This window comes from Actinotalea sp. (assembly GCF_041597215.1).
Lineage (GTDB): Bacteria > Actinomycetota > Actinomycetes > Actinomycetales > Cellulomonadaceae > Actinotalea.
The window spans coordinates 1-4398 of the sequence record NZ_JBFHHB010000253.1 but is presented as its reverse complement, the minus strand read 5'-3'; the positions used below and the strand labels follow the sequence as shown (position 1 = coordinate 4398).

Genomic DNA, 4398 nt, shown 5'->3' with positions numbered 1-4398 from the left:
CTGGGTGCAGAGTGACGCCGTCGTCGTCATCGGGTCCGACTAGGACCTTGGTCCCGATGTCCGGAAGGTTATTGAGCGCGCGCTCAACGTGGGTTTCGTCCCTGTTTCGAGCGGATCAATTGTTCGGTCCGCGCCGGGAGACCGACTCGCGGGTCGTACCGGGCGTTCTCCCGTACGGACGCGCACCTTCCCGGGCTCGCACGGGCGGCCCGTGTCCGTGCCCGCGTCGGGTCCCGTGCCTGTGCCCGTACCCGCGTCGGTAGCGGCACCAGCGCCGTTACCCGCCCCGCCCCGTCCCGTCACTCGTGAGCGGCAGCGGCCTCGAGCCGCGTGGTGGTCCAAGATGGTCCGGTGCCGAAGATCGTGGATCGCGATGCCCGTCGTCGGGAGATCGTCGCCGCCTACCTGCGGCTGGCCGCTCGGGACGGGATCGAGCAGGCGACCTCCCGTGCTCTCGCCGCCGAGGTGGGGATGTCCACCGGTGCGCTCTGGCACTACTTCGCGGGGTTCGACGAGGTGCTCTCCGGGGCGTTCCGGCTCGTCTACGAGAACACCAACGAGCGCATCGACGAACGATGCCGCGGTCTCCGCGGCCTGCAGGCGCTCGCGGTGATGCTCGGCGAGATCCTCCCCATGGGGGACGTGACCCATGAGGAGGCGCTCGTCGTCGTCAGTTTCTGGGGTCGCGTGCCGACCAACCCCGACCTCGCGCTCTTCGAGGAGGTCGTCGAGAGCCAGTGGCTGGAGCGCATGCGGGGGCACCTCGACGAGGCCGTGGCGGACGGTGTGCTGGTGCCGCACGCTCCGCTGGCGGAGCTGACGGACCTGCTGCTCGTCGTGGCGATGGGTCAGCAGGTCGAGCACGTGCTGCGCTCGGGCGTCGCGGAGCCCAGCCGTCAGTGGGGCCTGGTGCGGGTGTGCCTCGAGCCGTGGCTGAGCGCCGAGGGCCGGGCAGCGGGCGTTCTCCCCGCAGGTCCCGGCCCGGCCGCAGCACGCCCGTAGCGCGAGCTCCGTGGACACCTCGTCTCAACAACCGGTCGGGCCGGCCGATGTGCGAGGGGTGACGTCAGCTGTCGACGACGCCGGCGTGCTCTCCGTCGGCGGTGGAGCGCGCGCGGACCGGCTGCCGGTGGACCGGGCACGTGGATCCGCGGTGCCCGGGGCAGGGCGAGGTCCGTCGTGAACCAGGACCTTGTCCCGGCCGAGTTCGGCCTGCTCGACCCGCTCTCGGACATCGCCCACGGCTCCTACGCCGACGGCTTCTCCGAGCGTTCCGTCGTCGAGTGCCGCGCGTGGTCCGTGCTGTGCCGGGCGATCGACGACGTCGTCACGCTTCGGTACCTGCTGTACGTCGAGAGCCTCGCCCACCTGGACCTGGGCCGGTACGACGAGGTGCTCACCGCGGCCACTGCCCTGCTCGACACCCTCGGTGACGCCGCGGAACCGGTCTGGCGGTGCAAGGCGCTGTCGGTGATCGGTCACGCCACCATCCGGCTCGACCGGCCCTCGGCGGCGGTGACACCCCTCGCCGAGGCCTACCGCATGCTTGGCGCCCTGGACCCGGACAGCTACGGGCACCTCTCGGCGAGCATGGCGCTCGCAATGGCCCTGCGCTCGGCGAACCTCGTCGAGGCGAGTGACGAGGTCTTCGGTGCGATCCGGCCCCAGGGCGTGCCGATGTACGAGGTCTACGTCGCGCAGGAGAAGGCGTTGCTCTCGGCGCACTGGGCGACCGTGCTGAGACTGCTCGGGCGCAACGACGAGGCCGCGATCCAGTTCCGGATCACCGCCGAGCGCGCGTTGCGGATGCAGACCTTCGCGAGGCTGTCGGCGGACTGGTCGATGCTGGCGCGCGGCGAGGCGATCGAGGCGTACGGCCTGCTGCGGCTGGGCGAGGTCGATCTCGCCGCGCACCGGGCGCTGGCCGCGGCAGAGCGCTTCCTCGCGCGGCCCGAGCTGTTCGAGACGCAGGTCGTGCAGCTCGTCCTCGCGACGGCGGAGGCCGAGCAGGGGCTCTTCGAGAGTGCGCGCGAGAGGTTGCGTTCCGTGGTGCGGGAGGCGGATCAGTGCGGGCGGTCGATCTGGGCCGCGATGGGGCGGGCGGCGCTCGCCGACGTCGACATGGAGCAGCACGGACCCTCCGAGGCCGGACTGATGTGGCGCGCCGTCGCGCGGGACGCCCTGAGCTCGGTGTGGGCCGAGCGGGAGGCGCGTTTCGCGGCGATGCGGGACCGGGAGTCGATCCGGCACCTGAGGCACCAGGCGGACCACTACGGGCGCGTCATGCTCGAGGACCCGCTCACGGGACTCGGCAACCGTCGGATGCTGAGCGAGCTGCTCGACGGCGAGGAGCGGCCCGACGGGGTGATCTTCGTGGACGTGGACGAGTTCAAGGCGGTGAACGACCGGTTCTCCCACGCGGTCGGGGACAGGGTGCTCCAGGCCATCGCGGGGATCCTGCGCGCCGAGTCGCGGATGGGCGATCACCTGCTCCGGTACGGGGGCGACGAGTTCCTCGTCCTGCTGCACGGGAGCCTGGACCAGGCGCGCACGGTGGCGGCACGGATCCGGTCAGGTGTGCTCGCCCACCCCTGGGAGGAGCTCGCCCCGGGGCTCACGGTGACGGTGTCGATCGGGGTGGCCCGGGGTGACGACCGGGACCTGCTCGTCTCGGCGGACCGCGCGCTGCTCGTGGCGAAGCGTGTCGGCCGGAACCGGGTGGTGGAGGCCGGTTAGTCCGTCGTGGGCACCGCGCCCGTGGGCCTCGCGTTCTCGGGCCCCGCGACCAGCGGGTGGCTGAGCTCCGGGGTGCGGGGCATGGCGAACGCGACGACGGCGCCCAGGACGGCGACGCCCGTGATCGCCAGGAACGCGGCGGTCACCGCGCCGTTGAAGTCGGCGGGGGCCTGCATCGCCGTCTGCCCGCGCATGAGTCCGTTGACCAGGGCGCCGAGGACGGCGACCCCGACCGCGGAACCGATCGAGCGGGCGAAGAGGTTGGCCCCGGTGACGACGCCGCGCTCGCCCCAGTCGACGCTGGACTGCGCGGCGATGAGGCTGGGGGCTGCGACGAAGCCGAGGCCCGCGCCCATCATGAACAGGCTCAGCCCGGTCGCGAGGATCGAGGGTTGCCGGCTGGTGAGCGTGAGCGCCGCGGCGGCCGCCACGACGACGAGCGAGCCGAGGATCACCGTCGTGCGGAAGCCGACGCGCAGGTAGACGCGGCCGGCCTGCGCGGCGGCGATCGGCCAGCCGAGAGTGAGGCTCGCCAGTGTCAGGCCGCTGACCAGGGGTGACGCGCCCACGAGGGCCTCGAGGAAGGTCGGGACGTAGGTGGTCACGCCCATCAGCACGGCTCCGACGGCTACGCCGATCAAGGCCGTGGTGCCGAGCAGGCGGCGGCGCAGCACCCACAGCGGGAGCACCGGCTCCGCTGCGCGGCGTTCGACCGCGATGAACCCGGTGAGCAGCGCGACGGCGAGGGCGAACGCGCCGATGCTGGGTGGTGAGGCCCACGCCCAGGCGTTGCCGCCCTCGAGGAGGGCGAGGATCAGCAGGCTCATGCCGACGGTGAGGAGACTCCCGCCCGCCCAGTCGATGCGGTGGCTGGTGCGGGCGACGGACTCGTGGAAGCTGCGCGCGAGGAGCCAGGCGGCGACGGCGCCGAGGGGGACGTTGACGAAGAAGATCCACTGCCAGGTCAGGTACTGCGCGAACAGTCCGCCGAGGGTCGGACCGACGACGGCCGAGGCGCCCCAGACGCTCGCGATGTAGCCCTGGACGGTGGCGCGCTCGGCGACGGAGTAGATGTCCCCGGCGATGGTGATGGCCATCGGCTGCACCGCGCCGGCGCCCAGGCCCTGGACCGCGCGGAAGGCGATGAGGGCCGGCATCGACCACGCCAGCCCGCACAGCACGGAGCCCCCGACGAAGAGCCCGATCCCGATCATGATGACGGGCTTGCGGCCGATCGTGTCGGCGAGCTTGGAGTAGATCGGGAGGCTCACGGCCTGGGTGAGCAGGTAGATGGAGAAGAGCCACGGGAACGAGCTGAACCCGCCGAGGTCCTCGACGATCGTCGGGACGGCGGTGGCGAGGATGGTCGCGTCGATCGCGATGAGGCCCGTGGTGACCATGAGCGCGACGAGGATCGGGCCGCGTGAGGAGCGGAAGCCGACGGCGGTGGTGCTCCGGCCGCCGCCGGGGTCGCTCGCCGACTCCCGGGGGCTGGTGGCGGACACGCGGGCTGGCTCCTCGAGGTGTCGAGCTGGCGCCTGGTGGGCTGGCCGGCTGGCTGGTGGGCCGGCTGGTGGGCCGGCGGGCGGGCTGGCCGGCCGGCGGGTGGGCCAGTGGGTTCGTCGGGGTAGCGGCGGCGCGCGGCCGATTATTCCCGGCGGG

3 protein-coding genes are annotated in these 4398 nt (G+C 72.6%); 2 read left to right on the top strand and 1 reads right to left on the bottom strand.

Annotated features, from left to right (window positions below; all coding sequences use genetic code 11):
* The first annotated feature begins 351 nt into the window (after positions 1–351).
* Positions 352–1002: a TetR/AcrR family transcriptional regulator gene (locus ABWK99_RS13955; protein ID WP_372595306.1), complete on the top strand. Its 651-nt coding sequence runs from the start codon at positions 352–354 to the stop codon at positions 1000–1002.
* A gap of 177 nt (positions 1003–1179) precedes the next feature.
* On the top strand, positions 1180–2736 hold the full coding sequence (locus ABWK99_RS13950) for a diguanylate cyclase (protein ID WP_372595305.1): 1557 nt from the start codon (positions 1180–1182) through the stop codon (positions 2734–2736).
* Here ABWK99_RS13950 and ABWK99_RS13945 read toward each other — a convergent pair.
* The gene (locus tag ABWK99_RS13945; protein ID WP_372595307.1) at positions 2733–4136 is read right to left on the bottom strand and encodes an MFS transporter; all 1404 of its coding nucleotides are present in this window, start codon (positions 4134–4136) and stop codon (positions 2733–2735) included. The two genes, ABWK99_RS13950 and ABWK99_RS13945, sit on opposite strands and share 4 nt — an antisense overlap.
* Between the last annotated feature and the right edge of the window lie 262 nt (positions 4137–4398).